Origin of the sequence: Acinetobacter lwoffii, from assembly GCF_024129115.1 — a bacterium.
GTDB lineage: Bacteria > Pseudomonadota > Gammaproteobacteria > Pseudomonadales > Moraxellaceae > Acinetobacter > Acinetobacter lwoffii_T.
The window spans coordinates 471,165-488,754 of sequence record NZ_JAMXXO010000001.1 but is presented as its reverse complement, the minus strand read 5'-3'; the positions used below and the strand labels follow the sequence as shown (position 1 = coordinate 488,754).

Here is a 17,590-nt window from a genome sequence, read left to right as displayed (position 1 = left end):
GTTGCAAGAATGGAATTAAACCATGCTGTCTGATCTGGATGACTTTTACTGTTTCGCGCAGGTAGTGGAACATGGCGGCTTTAGTGCGGCCGAACGCGCAACCGATATTCCCAAATCTAAACTCAGCCGCCGGGTGTTTAATCTGGAAGAGCGTCTGGGTGTACGTCTGATTCAGCGCAGTTCGCGTCATTTTGCCGTGACCGATATCGGCATGAATATTTATCGGCATGCACAGGTGATGCTGAGTGCTGCACAGGCAGCGCATGATTTGGTGGATCATCTGAGTACCGAACCGCGTGGAACCATTAAAGTCAGTCTGCCAGTCTCTATTGCCCAGAATGAACTGGCAAAAATTCTGCCAAATTTCCTGAAAAAATATCCCGAAATTAAAGTCCAGATGATGATCACCAATCGACGGGTCGATATTATCAATGAAGGCTTTGATCTGGCCTTACGTGTCCGTTCCAGCCTGGATGATGACCCAAATCTGGTGATCCGCCAGTTTGAAAAAATTGAGCAGCATTTATTCGCCAGTCAGGGTTATTTAAATGAATTTGGTGAACTGAAAAACCCAGAGCAACTGGCTGAACATAAAATCCTGAGTATGGCCGAAGACCATACCGAACAGTTTCTAACCTTACAAAATGAACAGCAGGAACAAAAAAAAATTCGTGTCAGTCCAACGGTTATGGGTTCTGACTTAAATATGCTGGCACAACTGGCCGCGTCAGGCTCAGGCGTCACTTTGTTGCCAGATAACGTGGTCGAGCAGTACGTGGCAAGTGGTGAACTGGTTCGAGTGCTTCCTGACTGGAAAGCACCGCATGGTATTTTCCATGTGGTTTATCCTTCACGTCGCGGCTTATTACCTGCAGTAAGGGTCTTTATTGATTATCTGGTCGCTGAATTAAATCGGCGCTAAATGAAGTACTTTTGAGAAAAACTAGACAAAAAAAATAGCTCATTCTTGGGGAAAAATGAGCTAGAGAAACTTTCACTACAGCATAGTAAGCGAAAAAAAGGGAACCTATGTATCTGACTCTTAGTTTAATCAGATATAAAATCCTAAACCACTGTTTAATGTAGTGTTTTGTATGTTTTCGTCAGCAAGAACGAGTGAGTTGTAATTTATGTAAGTGGATTATCTGAATAAAGATCATTCAATCAATATTTTAAATTTCCGAATACTCACCTGTACCTTCAGGCCAAGGCGACAAGACTTCAAACCCGGTTTCAGTCACATAGACCATATGTTCCCATTGCGCAGACCAGGATTTATCCGTGGTGACCACAGTCCAGCCATCTTTCAGCTCTTTGACGCGAGCTTTACCCATATTCACCATTGGCTCAATGGTGAACACCATACCCGGAACCAGTTTAATGCCCTGTCCTGGCTGTCCGTAATGCAGAATGTTTGGCTGTTCGTGATAGACCTTGCCGATGCCATGACCGCAATATTCGCGCACGATGGAATAGCCTTCACGCTGTGCGACCGTTTGAATCGCATAACCAATATCACTCAGGGTCGCGCCCGGCTTCACTGCATGAATCCCGGCCACCATAGCTTCATAGGTGGTATTGACCAGTCGCTTGGCTTCTGGAGATGGAGTTCCGACATAGTACATCCGGCTGGTATCACCGAAATAACCGTCTTTAATAATGGCAACATCAATATTGATAATATCGCCATCCTGAAGAACAACTTTCGATGATGGAATGCCGTGACAAACCACTTCATTCGGTGAAATACAGGTGGTTTTGGTATAGCCATAATAGCCAATATTGGCTGGCGTCACTTTTAATGTATTTATAATAAAATCATGACAGAGATCATCCAGATATTCAGTCGTGACCCCTGGCTTGACATGCTCCCCGATCATCGCTAAAACCTCTGCAGCCAAACGCCCAGATATCCGCAGTTTTTCAACATCTTGCTCAGTTTTAAGACTAATCGCTGGAGCGCGCATATACCTATCCTCACTATGAATCCCTGAATTATAATCCCTTTTTTGCGAAATATGTCGCAGTTGTTGAGTTTCAGCACAACAATTTTCCTTGAAATAGGAATTTTCACTGCTGCTTATTTATACAAACAATAACTGACATATTTTGATATCAAGTGCAGATATTTTTTGAGCTTATAAGGAAAAATATATTTTTCAGCGAATTATCAAACATATATTTCTACCAAGACTTGAATGAGCGGTTATGTGATCTGCAAACTCACTAGAATCAAGGCTTCCAGCCTTAAAATAAACTCCAAAAAATTGGACATATACACTAAAATCGCTTTCTTTTGTTCTATTGATCTCCCTTTATGACAAGTCTGCGTACCCGGGATATTGTCGCCCTTGGTTTTATGACCTTTGCACTGTTTATTGGTGCGGGCAACATTATCTTCCCACCGATTGTGGCTCAACAAGCCGGTGAACACGTATGGCTCGCTGCTTTAGGTTTCCTTATTACAGCAGTCGGCTTACCCGTGATCACCATTATTGCGTTGTCTCGCGTTGAAGGCTCCATTCAGGCACTAAGCTCGCCTCTTGGCAAAGCAGCCAGCATTTTACTGACCGTGATATGTTACTTGGCTGTTGGTCCTTTATTTGCGACGCCACGTACCGCAACCGTTTCTTATGAAATTGGTTTTTCATCTTACTTTGGCAATGAATCTGGCAGCCTGCTCATTTACAGCATCATCTATTTTGCTGTGGTGACCATCGTGTCCTTATATCCCAACAAGATTCTGGATACCGTCGGCTATTTCCTGTCACCACTTAAAATTATTTCTTTGATAATTTTGGGTGTAGCAGCCGTGATGATCCCTGCCAGCAATCCGCCTGCAGCGATCGATAATTACGTTACCAGTCCAGTGACTGAAGGCTTCGTAAATGGTTATTTAACCATGGATACTTTAGGCGCTTTAGTTTTCGGTATTGTGATTGTCAAAGCCATTACTTCACGTGGCGTAACCGATAAAAAACTGATAACCAAATATGCGGTCAATGCCGGCATTATCTCTGGTATTGGTTTAACTCTGGTTTATTTAAGTCTGTTTAAACTTGGACTGGGTAGCCATGAGATTGCCCCAAATGCAGCCAATGGTGCCATTATCCTGCATGCATATGTACAACATGCTTTTGGCGATATGGGTGCTTACTTCCTGTCTGGCATGATTTTTATTGCCTGTATGGTGACTGCAATTGGTCTGACTTGTGCCTGCGCTGAGTATTTCTCCAGCTTGACCAAGATTCCGTACAAGATTTTTGTATTCATTCTGGTGGGCTTCTCACTGGTGATTTCAAATCTGGGTTTAACCAAACTGATTGCTGTTTCGGTTCCAGTCTTGAGCGCGATTTATCCGCCTGCCATTAGCGTCATTATGCTGAGCTTCTGTGCAAGCTTCTTCAAGAAACCATCTCATGTGATTGCGCCAGTGACCCTGGTAGCCTTGATCTTTGGTATTTTTGACGGATTAAAAGTTGCTGGTTTTGAATTGCCTGCATTACTGCAAAACTTACCTCTATCAGAACAGAATCTGGCCTGGTTTATCCCGTCCATGATTGTATTGCTGATTACAGCTGTGATTGACCGTATTAGAAACTAAAATTTCTAGGATGTCTGAAAAATCGTATTTTTACCCAAAATCCGGTTTGAGCGTGATCAATAATTGTCAGGTTTTACCCAAACGGACATTTATTGTTTCTTAATAATGACATCAAATCACCGCTGTAAATCTTGATACTAAGATTTTCTATAAAATATGATGTATAGAATTACACTTTAATTATTTTATTTTTTTATATAAATATAAACAAAAGTTTTAATTTCCTGATTTTAGATACTTATTGTTGCCAACTTAAACCAAGTCCCCCTCCGAGTCATACGCAGGCTTACAAAGTATTGATTAACACTACATATCTTTGGCGTAGAATTTGCATTTTCTATCTGGTCGCATTAATTAAATGATGACTACATCTTATTTCCAAAATTAGCTGGAGGTGAAATCTGAAAATATAATTCTTGCCTAATCAAGTGATTATGTAGTTATACGACTAAAGATGGCCATTTTGACTGTAAAAGCCTGCCACAGCAGTTGCAAAGGTCCCGATTAAACAGTACAACTATATATTCAATTCTGACTGATTAAATCTGCTTTAATCTTCAATAACATAAATAAATGGGAGGGATGGAGATGTTATCATTACATTTCAACAAGCAAGTCTTCATTGACGCTCTTAAAGCCAACAACACCAATCTGGTGACATTTATATGCACCACTTTTGCACTCATGCTGACTTTAACCGTCCATTGCTTAATCCAAGGTAATTTAAAACTTGAATACTTTGGCTATGCACTGATTGTCTCAGCTACATTTTTCCTATGGGCTGCCATAGACCAGAAATACCGATAAACAAATTTTAAATTAGCCCAGATGGATGATTTGGCCAGTCATCCATCTGGTGAAAAAAGTGTTTTAACTTTCAATCATTTCAGAATAACTATAAAAAGAAGATTAAAATAATCCCGCAAATGCCCCATAGAGCAAGATCCCCGTCCCGCCCAATTCTGCGACAATTAAACCTAGCATGGCGAAAGTCATCAAACTTCCTGGCAAATGAAATTTACCCAGTTGATGCGGCTGTTTAAACTGATTCGTCGTATCTTGCAGGAAACCATGCAACATATAAGCGGCAATCGAGAAGCTGAAAAATATTATATTAATGAGTACGCAAATCAGATTCACCATACTCGGCAATACTGAACAATAGGCCAATACTGCCAGAATTAAGGTCGCAGGTGCATAAAGCAGGCTGCTACGATGGGCAATATCGACATAATAATGTGCACGTGACTGAGGCGATTGACGAATCTGCCAATATTTCCAAACGCCGGTGAACATCCCGATCCACAAGAAGATTCCACTAAAAATAATGCCGATTTTAACGGCCAGCTCAAGTTCCATTAGCTGCATAAGATCATTCCATGTTTATTATTTGACTGACTTTAAAGTCATGTTTTCCCCGAGCTACCCTGCTAAAAATCTATACAGTAAAAGCTTCATCAGGATTCTAAAAAATATAGTGTAACGTATGTCTGAATTTGAAACATTGACTCTCCAGTGCCAAGATGGCTATCGCTTAAGTGCACGTTTTTATGCAGCAATTTCTGAAACTGACAAACTTCCAGTATTAGTCTGTCCAGCAACTGGCATTACCAAACAGTTTTATCATCAGTTTTGTGTGTGGTTACAAGCTCAAGGCTATGCCGTTATGGTCTTTGATTTTCGCGGGATTGGTGATTCACTACATGGCCATTTGAAAAATTCAAAAGCCAGTATTGTGCAATGGGGGCAACTGGATATACCGGCCGCGATTGATGCTTTATCAACGCGTACAAATGCAGAAAAAGTGATCCTACTTGGACATAGTGCCGGTGGTCAGCTTTTAGGTATTGTGCCAAATTATGATAAAGTCGCAAAAGTGGTGGCTGTCTCTGGCTCTACCGGACATGTAAAAGGACTGAAAGGCAAAACCAAATTACTTGCGCCCGTTATGTTTAATGTCATTTTCCCACTGGCTCGCATCGCCAAAGGTTATGGCCCGACTCAAGCGATTGGCATGGGTGAAAACCTGCCTAAAGATGTGGCTCGCGAATGGGCGCAGTTCTGTAGTAAACCGGGTTATGTAATCAACGCGATTGGTAAAAATATTGCACCATCCCATGATTATCATGCTCAAATCACCTGCCCGATTACCTCGATTTGGTCATCGGATGATGAAATTGCCACGGAAGCCAACGTAAAAGATTTACTGCGTTTATACCCAAACGCAAAAACCCAGATAATTGAACTTAAACCTAAAAGTTATGCGTATAAAGCCATTGGTCATATGCTGATGTTTAAGAAATCACATCAGAATTTATGGCCGGTGATTGAACAGCAATTGACTGTTTAAATCAGATTTAGATGGTTATTTAAAGGCTGCTGTGTTCTAATACTCTCAGTTTGAGATGAACCTCTTACAGTATATGGGCTTGACCTATATACGACTAGCCCCTAACCATGGGGCTTTTTATTGCATGTATGATTTTAAAAACGTATTAACATTTAGCCGAAAAATGCAATGATGCTTTGGATCACCACAGCATTCACAATATCAATAAAAAATGCACCACACAGCGGTACAATTAAAAAAGCTTTATGTGATGGACCATAGCTATTGGTCACCGCCTGAATATTGGCAATCGCTGTCGGTGTTGCCCCCATACCAAAACCACAATGCCCTGCCACTAATACTGCTGCATCGTAATTTTTGCCCATGATTCTAAAGGTCACAATTGCAGTAAATAAAATTAATACCGCTGTCTGCGCCAATAAAATGGTAATGAGCGGACCTGCCAAATCGGCCAGTAACCAGAGTTGCAGTGATAGTAAAGCCATAGATAAATACAGGGATAAAGACGCATTGCCAAATACATCGATTGCACGGTCGAAGATATCGACTTTCAGCACATGCTCCAAGACATTACGCACAATCACACCTGTGCCTAAAGCCCATACAAAAGTGGGCAATTCAAACCATCTTCCCTGACTGAAGTCTGTCATCTGATTGGCGACAAAAATACACAGGGCAAACATCCCCAAAGTCGACACGGCATTACTGGATGTAATCAATCGGGTTTTCTTTGGATATTCAAAGGGCGCAGTGTTGATGTGCGATTCGAGCTGCTGTTCATTGGTCTCTTGCGCTACTGTTTCAGCCAGTTGGTTGCGTTTAATCAGGAACTTGGCAACTGGACCGCCCACAAGTCCACCAATAATCAAGCCAAAGGTAGCACTTGCCATACCAAGGACAACTGCTCCCTGGATCGCATATTGAGTTTCCAGAACCTCGCCCCAGGCACCGGCGGTACCATGACCACCCGTTAAGGTGACGGAACCGACAATCAAGCCAATCAATGGATCAAGTCCAAGCGCTGTGGCTAAACTCATACCGACAGCATTTTGCACGACTACAAATAAAATGACACAGACCAAGAAGGTCAGGAGCGATTTTCCACCTTCTTTCAGTTTCAAAAAGTCTGCACTTAAGCCAACAGAAGTAAAGAACATCAGCATCAGGATGGTTTGAATTTGTGCGTCAAATGTGGCACTGATATTAAACAATTTATAGAGAATAAAGGCCGTAATCGCTGCGACTAAACCACCGATTACAGGTTCAGGTAAGTTATAGTTCCTAAAGAAGCTAATTTTACTAACAAGATACCGCCCAATAAAAAGAAAAAAAACAGCAATTACTAGAGTGCCAAAGGCATCTATTTCATAAGTCATAACATTCCCTATTAGCTTTATTTTCATACAGTTTTGGGAAAGAGAGATGAAAAATCAATCACAGAAATGTAATGCAAGTTATTGTTTCTAATAATTGTTTAATTTATAGCCTGAATAGACGCAATTAACGTGATGGAATATCATAAACCCAGTTGCGTGCTTGCTGATCTGTGGTGCTTTCACAGACATAATAATCATGATCCCAAGCGTCTGGATGGAAGATTTCCTTTTTGGTATAGATGACATTTTTGCCTTTTTCGACGCAGACAAAGCTGTCACCTTGGTCTTTGATTTGGCTTCCATTGAGAAAACCACCAATACAGAGGAATCGGGATTGTTTTGCCATTTGATTAGATCAACTTTTTAAATCATTTTTCAATGTGGCGATTAAACGCTGTATTGAGTTAGGTGTAAAGAGAGAAATATTAATGAGTACAAATTCATTTTAAATGATTAGTCCCTTATAAAGTTTTGGAAATATTCTTTTCATCATTCAAAATGTGATATGTCATCCCAAAGGACGGATTATATTTAAATGCTTCATTTAACTGCACCACAGGAATTTTCAAAATTTTTTTATGCTTCTTTCCAAATGAATCAACTATACAGATTTTTATTTTAGTGATTTTATTATGTACAACTGGCGACATCGCTCCCCAACTTTCTTGCTGCTCAAAATATACAACACCACTAATACCTTTTCCTACTTCTATATATTTTTCTACTTTGGCAGGAGAAAGCTTATTTAACTGAGTTAAAAATGGATATACCTTAATTTTATCACCAATTTTGACTTGAAAATCATCTAAAGCTATTACCTGCTCTTTTAGCCAAAACCAACCCAAGAAACGATATTTAAGCCAATTAAAACTAAAAGGGATTATATTCCATTTATACCCAATGAAAATCTTATCTATATCATAAGGTAATTTACCAACATTCTTTATATCTAAATAAAGAGCCACTGCTGTTATATGAGCTTGATGCCCATTAAAAACATTTCCTGTTTCAAAAGTACAAGTAAAATTTGGACCTTCAATAGTAGTAATTTTAAATTTAGGTTTATTATTAAAATATTTTACAACTATACTAACAACTGTCACTGCCATACCAAATAAAAATATTAGTAAAGCTAAGACACCTTGATTAGCATTTAAATAATCTGGATCTATTAATCTTTCCATTCACATCGCTCAAATAGAATTTAATTCTTCTTTTCGTAAAAAATAAGGGCTGATCAATCAGCCCTTATTTTAAACTACTTTTTAATCAACTTAATATTAAGTCAACTGAGCAGCAGCAATTTTCTTAGTATCAACGTCTTTAGCAGCGTTAGTATATTCGCTCATCTTATCGAAGCTTAAGTATTGATAGATGTCAGCTGACATGCTGTCAATTTGAGCTGCATACTGTTGGTATTCTTCTGGAGAAGGTAATTTACCCAATACAGCAGCAACAGAAGCAAGTTCAGCAGAAGCCAAGTAAACGTTAGCACCTTGACCTAGACGGTTCGGGAAGTTACGCGTAGAAGTCGATACACAAGTCGTGTTCGGAGCTACACGTGCTTGGTTACCCATACATAATGAACAGCCTGGCATTTCAGTACGCGCGCCAGCTTTACCATAAATGTTATAGAAACCTTCTTCCATCAACTGATGTTCGTCCATACGCGTCGGTGGAGCAATCCACAAACGAGTTGACAACGCACCACCAGGAACTTTCTCAAGTAACTTACCAGTTGCACGGAAGTGACCGATGTTAGTCATACAAGAACCAACGAATACTTCGTCAATTTTCGCGCCTTGAACATCAGAAAGAAGTTTCGCATCATCTGGATCGTTCGGGCAGCAAAGAATAGGTTCTTTGATGTCTGCAAGATCGATTTCATACACTTTCGTGTATTCAGCATCGGCATCCGCTTTGATCAGGCTTGGGTTAGCCAACCATTTTTCCATGTTCTCAACACGACGAGCCATAGTACGCGCATCGCCATAACCTTCAGAAATCATCCACTTCAACATGGTGATGTTTGAACGAAGGTATTCAGCAACTTTCTCTTCAGAAAGCGTGATAGAACAACCAGCAGCAGAACGTTCAGCAGAAGCATCAGAAAGTTCGAATGCTTGCTCAACAGTCAGGTCAGTTTCCATTTCTGTCAAGTCGATCTCAAGGATACGACCAGAGAAGATGTTTTTCTTACCTTTCTTCTCTACAGTTAGGTCGCCTTCCTTAATTGCATAGTAAGGAATTGCATGTACAAGGTCACGTAGCGTAATACCAGGCTGCATTTTACCCTTGAACTTCACAAGTACAGATTCAGGCATATCCAGTGGCATAACACCAGTTGCAGCAGCGAATGCTACAAGACCAGAACCCGCCGGGAATGAAATACCGATTGGGAAACGAGTATGCGAGTCACCACCAGTACCAACGGTATCTGGAAGAAGCATACGGTTTAACCAAGAGTGAATAATACCGTCACCTGGGCGTAAAGACACACCACCACGGTTCATGATGAAATCAGGAAGCGAGTGTTGCATTTGAACGTCAACTGGTTTTGGATATGCAGCTGTATGACAGAAAGATTGCATAACAAGGTCAGCAGAGAAACCTAGGCAAGCCAAGTCTTTCAATTCGTCACGAGTCATTGGACCTGTTGTATCTTGCGAACCAACAGTAGTCATCTTAGGTTCACAGTAAGTACCTGGAAGTACACCTTGACCTTCAGGAAGACCACAAGCACGACCAACCATCTTCTGAGCTTGAGTGAAACCTTTGCCAGTTGCAGCAGGTTGAACCGGAGTACGGAACATTGTAGATACTGGAAGACCTAAAGCTTCACGAGCCTTAGTCGTCAAACCACGACCAACGATCAGGTTAATACGACCGCCAGCACGTACTTCGTCTAGAAGAACTGGAGTTTTAAGTTCAGCTTCAGCGATTTGCGCGCCGTCTTTGAACGCAGTTACTTTAGCAGCAGCGTGATCGATCTTAAGAACGATTTCATCGCCCATGTTCATGTTGGCAACATCGATCTCGATCGGTAACGCACCAGCATCTTCCATCGTGTTGAAGAAAATTGGAGCGATTTTAGAACCTAGGCAGTAACCACCGTCTTTTTTGTTCGGGATGTGTGGAATGTCATCACCGAAGAACCAAAGTACAGAGTTAGTTGCAGATTTACGAGATGAACCTGTACCAACAACGTCACCAACGTAAGCAACCTGGTTGCCTTTCGCGATCAATTCTTTAATTTGGTTAAGTGGACCCACTTCACCAGGAACTTCTGGATTGATCCCGTCACGTACGTTTTTCAACATTGCATTTGCGTGCAATGGAATGTCTGGACGGCTCCAAGCGTCTTGTGCAGGTGACAAGTCGTCAGTGTTGGTCTCGCCAGTTACTTTGAAAACAGTCAGTTTGATTTCTTCAGGAACGTCTTTACGGCTAGTGAACCATTCAGCGTCAGCCCAAGACTGCATAACTGCTTGAGCATTTGCGTTACCAGCTTTTGCTTTATCAGCAACGTCATGGAATGCATCAAATACAAGAAGCGTTTTTTTCAATGCTTCAGCTGCAAGTTCAGCAAGCTCAGCATTGTCTAAAAGTTCAACTAAAGGCGCTACGTTATAACCACCAAGCATAGTACCTAGTAAGTAAACAGCACGTTCTTTAGAAACGAGTGGAGAGGTTGCTTCGCCTTTTGCCAATGCAGCTAAGAACGCAGCTTTTACATATGCAGCTTGGTCAACACCTGCTGGTACACGGTTTTCAAGCAAATCTACCAAGTATGCTTCTTCACCAGCTGGCGGGTTTTTTAGTAGTTCAACTAATGCAGCTGTTTGGGCATCGTCAAGTGGCTTCGGTGGGACTCCGAGTGCGGCACGTTCTTCAACGTGTTGGCGGTAAGCTTCTAGCACAGTGTTATTCCTCTTTTTTAAAAAATTACTTATGAATTCCTGCTTATTCCAAGCTTCATAAATAATATGGACTCCGAAATTTTACTAAATTTCCAGTTAAAAGTTAATGCAACTCAAGTGTTTCTTCGTGATGCTCGTTATTTTATAACTAAATGATGCTCTTAATGATTATTCCATAATCAGTTCCAGCTTACACCACACGAAACAAGCCCATGAATAGGCCCTTTTAACTGAATTTAATGCATAAAAAAGGCAACCCTGATGTTGCCTGATTTGAAGTTAAAAAGATACTCCACCTTAGTGTACAGTGGTCGAGTTTAAATACTGCTGATATGAGTCTCGGCAGCCTTGGAATTTCACCACGCATTCATCTTCATAGGTGCTACTGTGATTATTGCTGGCAAAGGAAATATCAACCTGATAAAGCTTTTTATCTTGTTCTAGTATCTTCTTTAAAACGACTTTGTCACCGACGCTGAGTACATAGCGACTGCCGCCAATAATGACTACACCCTCTTCATCTTCCAGCAGCAGATCAGAATGATGCAAATATCTTACGACTTCCATATTGTGCTACTCCTCGGTTAATTGGAGTTAAATTCATTATTCAATATAAAGATAAGTATTTCTATATTTTAGATTTAGAAATTGTCACAAAGTGTACATTTTGCTTAGGCTATTTTATTATTCAGTCTTTTGAAGATGCGTATGTTTAAATACATTTAATGGGAAATATTAGTTGGAAATTTTATCCAGATATAAAAAAACCGTCCTTTAGAACGGTTTGTAATCTGGTAATTCATCATGCGGTGTCGCAATACACTTTGCAGTAAATTCAGCGCGGACTTTTTCACGGGCTGCTTTTACATCAGCCTTAATCTCTTCGGCTGGAATTGCATAAACTTCATCAATAATATTCCGGATAAAACCTTTAGTGGTTTCGTCGTCGATCTTGTTAGCATGCTCGATTGCTTTTTCTTTCTCAATCGCATTCTGACGATCCAGCATAATGGTACGCGCCGCATTACCGACGCTTCGACAATAACCTTGCCACTGCTCTTCAGGGGTTAACGGTTTCTTCTCGGCACAACCGGCCAGCGCCAGCATAAACGATAAAGCCAATAACTTTTTCATGAATTTCTCCTTCCGAGGGGCAATATAAAAGATCGGGGAAGATTTGTCATTTCAAAATGCCAGTTGTATGGAATTAAAAAAAGCCCACTCATGGGCTTTTTCATTTTATGTGATTAACCGCATGAAGCTTGAATAATCTTTTTGCTTACAGGATCTACGGTGACAGTCACTCGTTCTTCACGATAATCCATCGTCACCGCTTGACCCGGTTCGACCATACGTACAATTTGTGCCTTGGTTTTCTGCTTGATTTGCGCTTCAGTCAAATTGGACTGACCGACCAATTCCGCTGCCTGATCAGCAATACATTTAGGTTGATTTATGTGCAGTAATTCCCACTCCTCGACCACCTGACCATTCTTTAAATGGCAATATCCGACCTGACCATTGCTTTCAGTACGAATTTCAAGCTTGCCACCCTGATTGACACAATAAGCGCTTGCAGGATTCGCTGAACCTATTTTAGGAGCTTCCGTCTTAGATTGCGGCGTGGTAGTACATGCGCTTAAAGCGACAGCCAGCAAACCGAACAGCATTGTTTTTTTCATGAGAGCCTATTCTTCTTTAATAATTCTTCACCAATTTAGCATATTTCCTTGTCCTCGCCAGACACAAGTCTGTGTACATTTTTAACTGTACTTTTTCATTAAAAAATGGAAATAAGACCTTTGGAAATTAAGGACTTCAACGCTATAACTTCTTTCAATGAACAAGAAAAACAGAAGAGAAGAACCTCTACAAAATACGAAAATTCCGGATGAATAGTCTGAACCAAGTAATTATGCACCTCAATAGCATTGCATTGTCATTACATCAATCAAATATGACTTCACTTTTAGATTTGTGATCTGTGCTGGATTGATTTAATATTTGATTGAATTTTAAACTTTCTATTGGCATGACAGACGATCCTCAACTCTCCCTCAAGGAATATCTTGCTACGGTTCAGGAAGTGGTCAAACTCACTTTCGATACACCAGTATGGGTCAAAGCCGAGATTCGTAATCTAAGTATTAAAGCTGGCCATTATTATCTGGAGCTGGCAGAAAAAGAAGTCGATAGTGATCAGGTGATTGCCAGTTGCCGAGCAACCATCTGGAAATTTAGTGCCCAGAAAATTGTCACGCGGTTTGAACGTGAAAGCGGGATTGAGCTGAGTCGTGATTTGAAAGTGCTGATTAAAGTCAAAGCTAATTTCGATCCGCAGTATGGTTTTTCTTTAAATATCGTTGAAATTGATTCAGGCTATACCTTAGGAGATATTGCCCGGCGTTATCAGCAGATTGTTGAGCGCTTGACGACTGAAGGACTGATTCAACGCAATAAAAACTTGCCCAGCCCTTTTGACCTGAACCGGATTCTGGTGATTGCTCCCGAAAATGCAGCAGGCCTGGGAGATTTCAAAAAAGATGCCGATGCACTACAGCGTGCGCAGGTGTGTGAGTTTGTCTATCACAGTGCGACTTTTCAGGGAAATACCGCCCCGCAAAGTATTATGTACAGTCTGGCACAAGCGCTCAAACAATGGGCTCAGACCTATAACACTGCCCCGGATCTGATTGTGATTATACGAGGGGGTGGCGCAGTCAATGATCTGGCTTATTTGAATGATTATGATCTGGCTGCCCTGCTTTGCAAGCGTTCGGTGCCGGTATGGGTCGGCATCGGGCATGAAAAAGACCGTACCATTCTGGATGAGATTGCGCATCGCTCCTTTGATACTCCGAGTAAAGTCATTGCAGGAATCCGCAATCATATCTTTGAACTAACCCAGGATGTGCTGAATTATCTACAGCGGATTCAGCGTTTATCTCAGCAACAGATTCAGGCTTATCAAAATCAGAATGATCAATTTTTGAAACTGATTCAAAGTCTGGCCAATAACCAGATTATGGATGCGCTGCAACGTCTGCAACAGATCAAGGCCAATACTGCCAGTCTGGCCCAGCAGCATACCCTGCTGATTAATCAACAGCTCGATGCCCTGATGCGGGAAACGCTACTACAAAATCCTAAACATGTTTTATCCAAGGGTTATGCCATCGTGCGCCAGCAAGAACATATGGTTGCCTCTATTCAACAGATTCAGTCCAGCGATCTGGTTGAAGTCGAATTACATGACGGCATTTTTTCAGCACAACTTATACAGGTACTTCCTCATGAATCATGATACTTTGAGCTTCCAACAAGGCTATGACATCTTGAAAAAGAATGCGGAACTGCTCGAATCTCAGCAAGAACCGGATATTGATAACTTGATGAAAATCGTGGAAGAATCCATGACTGCCTATAAAGCTTGCAAGGCCCGGGTTGACGCGGTTCAAACTGCTTTAAATGAGACGTTTAACGATTAATTGCACCCCATTTTAAATATCTTATTAGGCTATTTTGCTAGATTGAATTGACATAAAAGCTCTCATTAATGAGGGCTTTTTTATTAAGTGAAAAAAATCATTTCAATGAATAATTAAATTTTCTAGATGGGGTTTTTGATAAATCCGCTCAATTCCATATGGGAAAAATTGTATTTTCATTCTCATCCACCAGACGATAAAAAAGCCCAATATTAAATTGGGCTTTTTATTACTCTTCAACTTCTATCGGATCACCGTCTTCAGGACGAATATGACGTGTTCCATCATCCGCAGGATCAACACTTGACCCATCTTTGGTAATAGCATTGTACATTTCATCCTCTTTCTTATCATCGATAAATTCTTCATCTTCGAAATCTTGAGGTTCACTATCGTTGTCGAAGTTTAAAGGCTTTTCTTCATCTATCATGGCGATCCATCACTTATTTAACTAATAAAATATCATGCTCAAATATTTGAAAGATTCATTCAATAGTCAACGATGATCATTTGTGTAACTGAATAAACATAATAGTCATTGGAACATTATTTTCTACCGACAAAAAAATGCCTCCTTAGGGAAGGAGGCTGAAATTGGAAAGAAACTACAGCGATAGAATCTATTCATGCATTATATATAAACTTATAATTTATACATTAGCATAATATTACATTAATTTTTCAATTAAAAAGCCCACTTACTTTTTCAAATAAGCGGGCTAGTGCTGTAGTCATTTTCTTCATATTATTTGCGTTTTCTTGTTTTCGCAAAATGAATATAGCACTGTGAATTTACCAATAAAGTATAGAGAGTATTAATAAACTGTTTTCTTACATTTGCTTTAAGTTACTTTTCGTTCAATAAGCTATACATATTAAAAAAGCCCATCTTTCGATAGGTCTTCCCCTTTTCACTTTTGCGCTGATTCAGGTATGTTGTCAAAGTGAGTAACGAATAGAGAATAAGCAAGCTATTGATAAAAATATATAAATAGACCATTAGTATAAAAAAAACTATGCTTGTTAAATTGATTGACGATTTTAACCTTCAACGACACCTTATAGCTGACTTAATTTGCTAGACATATAAGTTAAAAATAACGTCTTATGCTGAAAATCAGGCATTTCAAACACCCAAAAAATGTAATTTTTAGATCTCAATTTAAGTTTTACATTCACGGCCTTTACTTGAATTATTACATCCTCATGCTGCATTTCTGCGAATAATTCTAAAATCAGCGCAAAGAATCTCAGTTTGTTGACTGTGTTGTATTTTGTTGGTTTATATATTCTCAAGGCTTCAGAATATATAAGCTCGCACCATTCATTTCCATCTTCATCATCCATTAGCTCTCATTTAATTATTTAAAATAGATCACGAGGTAGGTTTATAACATGGTGGCTATAATTAAACTGCTTTTAATCTGAATATTAGAATTATAAATTTTTAGAAAATAAAAAAGCCCATCTTCCGATGAGCCTTTTTGGAAAATATATCGTGAAGAACTAAGCTGCAAATTCTTGCAGTACAAATCGTTTTACACTTTCATCAAAGTCAGGTTTTGAAAGAGCAAGCTTGCCATTTTTCATAGTTTTATAACAATAACTCGCTGCTACTCCCATACCAACCAAAGTCAACAACTTCATTGCTCACCTCTTTACTGGGAAGATTTGAATATAAAGTTATCATTCAAATTTGTAGTTTTCCAACTCAGTTTCGATTGTTTTCTGTACTACATGTTAATGAATGTATGAATAATAAATGAAAACCTGCCGCATGCTGAGTTTGCTTAAAGTCCTTCAACTAGTGGTTAATTTGTGTATCTATCCAGTTAAGGAAATTTTCCTTATTACTGAATTCTGGCATAGACCCTAAATTTATAGTCTCTTTAGCCCCAAATTTTCCAGCGACAGTATTCGGTGCTTGAACTCTGAAATCCAGAGGATCACTTTCATGTAGAGTTCTAAAATATTCTACCGCTTTATCAAATTCACTTTTATCCTTAAAACCTGGTCGTTCCTTTAAAAAGTCATAAACTTGTTCTAGAGCTGATAGATAATTATTTTTAGGCATTCTGTTTTCTCTAAAATGATGAGTTTTATGATGAAGACCTATTTTGAATGAATAATGATAAGAATATTCCCTTATTTCTTAGAGTTTATGTAAATCATGATGATTTGAGAGTTAAATCCAAATTCTGGAGTAACCTGATAAAAAATGAGCGTAAACATACACTCATTTTTACTACATTTTCTAATGCATGCTTAACTGGCTCGCATTGCTCTAAAATAAAGTCTGTTTTATTGAAAAAAGTGCAAATGTCAGCTGCTCTATCAGCAAAGATCAGATGTTTTTAAATACGTCACTTTAAGGTTCAAGCCTAATTAACGCTATGAATATCAAGTTCATCATTGGTGGTCAATACAATAGAAGCCAAAATTGGAATACCCAAAATGAAAGGTACAGCGAAAATCCATAGAACTACGGTTACATCCGATTTAAAGAAAAATTGAATGACGAATGCAGTCAAAATAAGTACAGAAAATAGAATCGCAGCAAAACGGATGATAAATTTAGTCGACATGCGAAGATGCTCTTATGCGTGAAATCGTATTTTCAATATACACCTATTTTTATTATGGGTTTATTGATTTTCAGTCTGTTATTGCATGTTTTAATTGATTTTCTATATGTGATAACTGAATTATACGACGATCAGTTTTCTTTACCCTGAAGTCTCATCCTAAATTCTTTCTCTACTCGTGATTTCATTGTCGTATATATAGAGGGATTGAATTCAGACATTAACGCTTCTGCTGATCCATAAATCAATCTACTGTATGACCAATAA

General features: G+C 39.6%; 20 protein-coding genes. 6 read left to right on the top strand and 14 right to left on the bottom strand.

The window, feature by feature from the left end:
- Positions 1-22 precede the first annotated feature (22 nt).
- A complete protein-coding gene (locus tag NI470_RS02370) occupies positions 23-922 on the top strand; it encodes a LysR substrate-binding domain-containing protein (protein ID WP_004278733.1) in 900 nt (299 codons plus the stop codon).
- A gap of 250 nt (positions 923-1,172) precedes the next feature.
- Here NI470_RS02370 and map read toward each other — a convergent pair whose 3' ends face one another.
- Complete coding sequence (gene map / locus NI470_RS02365) at positions 1,173-1,967, bottom strand: type I methionyl aminopeptidase (protein ID WP_253147502.1); 795 nt, start codon at positions 1,965-1,967, stop codon at positions 1,173-1,175.
- A 350-nt stretch (positions 1,968-2,317) separates the two neighbouring features.
- Between map and brnQ the strand changes: the two genes are divergently transcribed.
- Both brnQ and NI470_RS02355 read left to right on the top strand, forming a co-directional pair.
- Entirely contained in the window at positions 2,318-3,604 is a 1,287-nt protein-coding gene (brnQ, locus tag NI470_RS02360) for a branched-chain amino acid transport system II carrier protein (protein ID WP_191112122.1), read from the top strand.
- Positions 3,605-4,192: 588 nt separating this feature from the next.
- Complete coding sequence (locus NI470_RS02355; protein WP_253147503.1) at positions 4,193-4,411, top strand: hypothetical protein; 219 nt, start codon at positions 4,193-4,195, stop codon at positions 4,409-4,411.
- Between the two features lie 102 nt (positions 4,412-4,513).
- Here the strand turns inward: NI470_RS02355 and NI470_RS02350 are convergent, their stop codons facing one another.
- Positions 4,514-4,972 (bottom strand): hypothetical protein, encoded by a 459-nt coding sequence (locus NI470_RS02350; RefSeq protein WP_253147504.1) that lies wholly within the window; start codon positions 4,970-4,972, stop codon positions 4,514-4,516.
- Between the two features lie 118 nt (positions 4,973-5,090).
- On the opposite strand from NI470_RS02350, the gene NI470_RS02345 reads away from it, so the two are divergent.
- Positions 5,091-5,954 carry an alpha/beta hydrolase family protein gene (locus tag NI470_RS02345; protein ID WP_195725964.1) on the top strand — a complete coding sequence of 288 codons (864 nt, stop codon included), beginning with the start codon at positions 5,091-5,093 and terminating at the stop codon, positions 5,952-5,954.
- 152 nt (positions 5,955-6,106) lie between these two features.
- Here NI470_RS02345 and gltS read toward each other — a convergent pair whose 3' ends face one another.
- The 7 genes from gltS to NI470_RS02310 all read right to left on the bottom strand — a co-directional run bounded on the left by gltS (position 6,107) and on the right by NI470_RS02310 (position 12,932).
- Positions 6,107-7,330, bottom strand: a complete 1,224-nt coding sequence (gltS, locus tag NI470_RS02340; protein ID WP_005097189.1) for a sodium/glutamate symporter — start codon at positions 7,328-7,330, stop codon at positions 6,107-6,109.
- Between the two features lie 124 nt (positions 7,331-7,454).
- Positions 7,455-7,676, bottom strand: coding sequence for a hypothetical protein (locus NI470_RS02335; protein ID WP_195725910.1), 222 nt, complete (start codon positions 7,674-7,676; stop codon positions 7,455-7,457).
- Between the two features lie 115 nt (positions 7,677-7,791).
- Positions 7,792-8,514, bottom strand: a complete 723-nt coding sequence (locus NI470_RS02330; RefSeq protein WP_253147505.1) for a hypothetical protein — start codon at positions 8,512-8,514, stop codon at positions 7,792-7,794.
- A gap of 96 nt (positions 8,515-8,610) precedes the next feature.
- Positions 8,611-11,250 (bottom strand): bifunctional aconitate hydratase 2/2-methylisocitrate dehydratase, encoded by a 2,640-nt coding sequence (locus NI470_RS02325; RefSeq protein ID WP_005106643.1) that lies wholly within the window; start codon positions 11,248-11,250, stop codon positions 8,611-8,613.
- 297 nt (positions 11,251-11,547) lie between these two features.
- Positions 11,548-11,817, bottom strand: coding sequence for a hypothetical protein (locus NI470_RS02320; protein ID WP_004645372.1), 270 nt, complete (start codon positions 11,815-11,817; stop codon positions 11,548-11,550).
- Between the two features lie 207 nt (positions 11,818-12,024).
- A complete protein-coding gene (locus tag NI470_RS02315; RefSeq protein WP_195725908.1) occupies positions 12,025-12,384 on the bottom strand; it encodes a hypothetical protein in 360 nt (119 codons plus the stop codon).
- A gap of 113 nt (positions 12,385-12,497) precedes the next feature.
- On the bottom strand, positions 12,498-12,932 hold the full coding sequence (locus tag NI470_RS02310) for an I78 family peptidase inhibitor (RefSeq protein ID WP_195725907.1): 435 nt from the start codon (positions 12,930-12,932) through the stop codon (positions 12,498-12,500).
- Positions 12,933-13,282: 350 nt separating this feature from the next.
- Between NI470_RS02310 and xseA the strand changes: the two genes are divergently transcribed.
- Both xseA and xseB read left to right on the top strand, forming a co-directional pair.
- Positions 13,283-14,554 carry an exodeoxyribonuclease VII large subunit gene (xseA, locus tag NI470_RS02305; RefSeq protein WP_253147506.1) on the top strand — a complete coding sequence of 424 codons (1,272 nt, stop codon included), beginning with the start codon at positions 13,283-13,285 and terminating at the stop codon, positions 14,552-14,554.
- The gene (xseB, locus tag NI470_RS02300; protein WP_253147507.1) at positions 14,544-14,738 is read left to right on the top strand and encodes an exodeoxyribonuclease VII small subunit; all 195 of its coding nucleotides are present in this window, start codon (positions 14,544-14,546) and stop codon (positions 14,736-14,738) included. The genes xseA and xseB overlap by 11 nt, the downstream gene beginning before the upstream one ends.
- Positions 14,739-14,967: 229 nt before the next feature.
- On the opposite strand, the gene NI470_RS02295 is transcribed toward xseB, so the two are convergent.
- The 5 genes from NI470_RS02295 to NI470_RS02275 all read right to left on the bottom strand — a co-directional run bounded on the left by NI470_RS02295 (position 14,968) and on the right by NI470_RS02275 (position 17,323).
- The gene (locus tag NI470_RS02295) at positions 14,968-15,168 is read right to left on the bottom strand and encodes a hypothetical protein (RefSeq protein WP_004278753.1); all 201 of its coding nucleotides are present in this window, start codon (positions 15,166-15,168) and stop codon (positions 14,968-14,970) included.
- A 629-nt stretch (positions 15,169-15,797) separates the two neighbouring features.
- Entirely contained in the window at positions 15,798-16,085 is a 288-nt protein-coding gene (locus NI470_RS02290) for a hypothetical protein (RefSeq protein WP_253147508.1), read from the bottom strand.
- A gap of 159 nt (positions 16,086-16,244) precedes the next feature.
- Positions 16,245-16,385 carry a hypothetical protein gene (locus NI470_RS02285; protein ID WP_004645377.1) on the bottom strand — a complete coding sequence of 47 codons (141 nt, stop codon included), beginning with the start codon at positions 16,383-16,385 and terminating at the stop codon, positions 16,245-16,247.
- A gap of 157 nt (positions 16,386-16,542) precedes the next feature.
- Positions 16,543-16,812, bottom strand: a complete 270-nt coding sequence (locus NI470_RS02280) for a hypothetical protein (RefSeq protein WP_004278756.1) — start codon at positions 16,810-16,812, stop codon at positions 16,543-16,545.
- Between the two features lie 307 nt (positions 16,813-17,119).
- Entirely contained in the window at positions 17,120-17,323 is a 204-nt protein-coding gene (locus NI470_RS02275) for a hypothetical protein (RefSeq protein ID WP_253144591.1), read from the bottom strand.
- Positions 17,324-17,590 lie beyond the last annotated feature (267 nt).

Excerpts from the sequence above, each read along its gene's own strand:
- NI470_RS02280 (WP_004278756.1), bottom strand. The coding sequence starts at position 16,812 with ATGCCTAAAAATAATTATCTATCAGCTCTAGAACAAGTTTATGACTTT.
- NI470_RS02345 (WP_195725964.1), top strand. The coding sequence starts at position 5,091 with ATGTCTGAATTTGAAACATTGACTCTCCAGTGCCAAGATGGCTATCGC.
- NI470_RS02315 (WP_195725908.1), bottom strand. The coding sequence starts at position 12,384 with ATGAAAAAGTTATTGGCTTTATCGTTTATGCTGGCGCTGGCCGGTTGT.
- NI470_RS02285 (WP_004645377.1), bottom strand. The coding sequence starts at position 16,385 with ATGAAGTTGTTGACTTTGGTTGGTATGGGAGTAGCAGCGAGTTATTGT.
- NI470_RS02350 (WP_253147504.1), bottom strand. The coding sequence starts at position 4,972 with ATGCAGCTAATGGAACTTGAGCTGGCCGTTAAAATCGGCATTATTTTT.
- brnQ (WP_191112122.1), top strand. The coding sequence starts at position 2,318 with ATGACAAGTCTGCGTACCCGGGATATTGTCGCCCTTGGTTTTATGACC.
- NI470_RS02320 (WP_004645372.1), bottom strand. The coding sequence starts at position 11,817 with ATGGAAGTCGTAAGATATTTGCATCATTCTGATCTGCTGCTGGAAGAT.
- NI470_RS02295 (WP_004278753.1), bottom strand. The coding sequence starts at position 15,168 with ATGATAGATGAAGAAAAGCCTTTAAACTTCGACAACGATAGTGAACCT.
- NI470_RS02330 (WP_253147505.1), bottom strand. The coding sequence starts at position 8,514 with ATGGAAAGATTAATAGATCCAGATTATTTAAATGCTAATCAAGGTGTC.
- gltS (WP_005097189.1), bottom strand. The coding sequence starts at position 7,330 with ATGACTTATGAAATAGATGCCTTTGGCACTCTAGTAATTGCTGTTTTT.
- NI470_RS02335 (WP_195725910.1), bottom strand. The coding sequence starts at position 7,676 with ATGGCAAAACAATCCCGATTCCTCTGTATTGGTGGTTTTCTCAATGGA.
- NI470_RS02370 (WP_004278733.1), top strand. The coding sequence starts at position 23 with ATGCTGTCTGATCTGGATGACTTTTACTGTTTCGCGCAGGTAGTGGAA.
- xseB (WP_253147507.1), top strand. The coding sequence starts at position 14,544 with ATGAATCATGATACTTTGAGCTTCCAACAAGGCTATGACATCTTGAAA.
- NI470_RS02290 (WP_253147508.1), bottom strand. The coding sequence starts at position 16,085 with ATGGATGATGAAGATGGAAATGAATGGTGCGAGCTTATATATTCTGAA.
- map (WP_253147502.1), bottom strand. The coding sequence starts at position 1,967 with ATGCGCGCTCCAGCGATTAGTCTTAAAACTGAGCAAGATGTTGAAAAA.
- xseA (WP_253147506.1), top strand. The coding sequence starts at position 13,283 with ATGACAGACGATCCTCAACTCTCCCTCAAGGAATATCTTGCTACGGTT.
- NI470_RS02310 (WP_195725907.1), bottom strand. The coding sequence starts at position 12,932 with ATGAAAAAAACAATGCTGTTCGGTTTGCTGGCTGTCGCTTTAAGCGCA.
- NI470_RS02355 (WP_253147503.1), top strand. The coding sequence starts at position 4,193 with ATGTTATCATTACATTTCAACAAGCAAGTCTTCATTGACGCTCTTAAA.
- NI470_RS02275 (WP_253144591.1), bottom strand. The coding sequence starts at position 17,323 with ATGTCGACTAAATTTATCATCCGTTTTGCTGCGATTCTATTTTCTGTA.